The 1,913-nt window shown below is 71.9% G+C and carries 3 protein-coding genes; 2 read left to right on the top strand and 1 reads right to left on the bottom strand.

The window, feature by feature from the left end; genetic code table 11:
* Positions 1-112 precede the first annotated feature (112 nt).
* Positions 113-880, bottom strand: coding sequence for a trans-aconitate 2-methyltransferase (locus BLV01_RS25060; RefSeq protein ID WP_091806798.1), 768 nt, complete (start codon positions 878-880; stop codon positions 113-115).
* A 129-nt stretch (positions 881-1,009) separates the two neighbouring features.
* Between BLV01_RS25060 and BLV01_RS25055 the strand changes: the two genes are divergently transcribed.
* Positions 1,010-1,501: a tetratricopeptide repeat protein gene (locus tag BLV01_RS25055; RefSeq protein WP_091806796.1), complete on the top strand. Its 492-nt coding sequence runs from the start codon at positions 1,010-1,012 to the stop codon at positions 1,499-1,501.
* A gap of 230 nt (positions 1,502-1,731) precedes the next feature.
* A partial coding sequence (locus tag BLV01_RS25980; RefSeq protein WP_217633595.1) for a hypothetical protein occupies positions 1,732-1,913 on the top strand: 182 nt, incomplete at its 3' end.

Genomic DNA, 1,913 nt, shown 5'->3' with positions numbered 1-1,913 from the left:
GCAACAGCAACAGCAACAGCAACAGCAACAGCACTATCTCGTGGGTGCCGGCTTTCGCCTAAACGACGTAACGATGGCGGATCGGCAGAGGCGCGCGCGAACGCCGCGGCCGTCACTGCGGCGTGCGCGCCACCACGAAGATGCGCCGGAACTCGAACCAGGTCGTGCCGTCGCCGCGCGGCGGATACGCCTCGTCCAGCATCGCCGCCAGTTCGGCGCGGAAACGCTGCCAGTCGTCGTCGCTCAACGCCGCCTTGACCGGCCGCAGCGCGGTACCGGTGATCCACTCCAGCACCGCGTTCTCGCCCTGCAGGCGCTGGGTGTAGGTCGTTTCCCAGGCGTCGACCTGGCAGCCCAGCCGCGCCAGCCGCTCGGCGTACTGGGTCGGCGCGTCCACCGCCTCGCCGTCGCGCAGGCCGACCGCGGCGAGTTTTTCGGCCCAGGCGGGGCTGGCGGCGAGCCGGCGGGTCAGCGTGTGCGACGGCGCGACGAAATTGCCCGGCACCTGGATCGCGATCCACGCGCCCGCCGGCAGTTCGCGCACCCAGCGCTCGAGCAGTTCGCGGTGCTCGGGCACCCATTGCAGCACCGCGTTGGAGACCACCACGTCGGTGTCGGGCTTGGGCGTCCAGTCGCGCACGTCGATCTGTTCGGCGTCGAGCCCGGCCTTGCGCGCGGCGGCGACCATGTCCGGCGAACTGTCGCTGGCCTCCAGCGCCGCCTGCGGCCAGCGCTGGGCCAGCGCCACGGTCAGGTTGCCGGGGCCGCAGCCCAGGTCCGCGACCCGGCGCGGCGCGCTGGCGCCGATGCGGGCGGTGAGGTCGAAGAACGGCCGGCCGCGCAGGTCGGCGAAGTCGAGGTACTTGGCGGGGTCCCACATGGCGCGGCTCCAGGCGAAGAACGACTGTCGGCACTATAGGACCGGCACCGGCGCGGCAGTGTGCGCGCCGTGGCCGCATGCGGCCGGCGCCGCTAGACTGCCGCTTCCGTCCGCGATCGCGCCTGCCGAATGAACGAGCCCAGGCTGGACCCGCAAGAGCAGTGCCAGCACGCCCGCGCCCTGGCCGGGCAGGGGCGCGCGGACGAGGCGCTGCAGGTGTACGACCGCCTGCTGCAGGCCTTCCCCGGCTTCGCCCGCGGCTACGCCGACCGCGGCACCACCTACGCCATGCTGCGCCGCTTCGAGCCGGCGTTGCGCGATCTCGACCAGGCGATGGCCATGGGCCTGCGCGACGGCTGGCTGCTGATCACCTACGCCTCGGTGCTGCTGGGCCAGCGCCGCTTCGACGAGTCGCTGCGCTACTTCGACCTGGCGATCGAACTCGAGCCCGACAGCCCGATGGCCTACAACAACCGCGCGACCTTGCACATCGAACGCGGCGACCGCGCCGCGGCGATCGCCGACCTCGAGCGTTGCCTGGACTTCAGCCTCGACGATCATGCGCGGCGGATGCTCGAACGGCGCCTGCAGGGCGTGCGGGCTGCGCAGGCCCAGGAGTAACCCCGGCGTCGGGCGCGGACCCCCGCAAGGGGATGCCCCCAGCGCCGCGGCCCCTGCCGGGTCCGACGGCCCCCCCGCAACGGTGAAAGCCAGGCGGGACGGGCGTTGCGGCGGTCCGGGCCGGGTCCGGGCCGGCCGCTGAAAGGGCCGACTAAACTTTTTTTCGAATGTGCCGAGAAGTCCATTTGAGAGCCGCCCCTTGGCGGCACCAATGGAACGGGAAAGCACACATGGTCGCGATCGTCACAGGGAATGGGCTGGGTCTGCAGGCGTCCTCGGCGTTGGGCCTGGGCGGCCGCGGCCAGATCGGCGCGGCTGGGTTCGGCAAGTCCGGCGAACAGGTGTTCGTCAACGCCGCAACCGGCAACCTGATCCTGCGCGACCGCGACCAATGGCTGATGGGCCGCGGCGT

This window comes from Lysobacter sp. yr284, assembly GCF_900107375.1.
Taxonomy (GTDB): Bacteria; Pseudomonadota; Gammaproteobacteria; order Xanthomonadales; family Xanthomonadaceae; genus Lysobacter.
The sequence above is the reverse complement of the archived record's forward strand: the minus strand, read 5'-3'. Positions and strand labels throughout refer to the sequence as shown.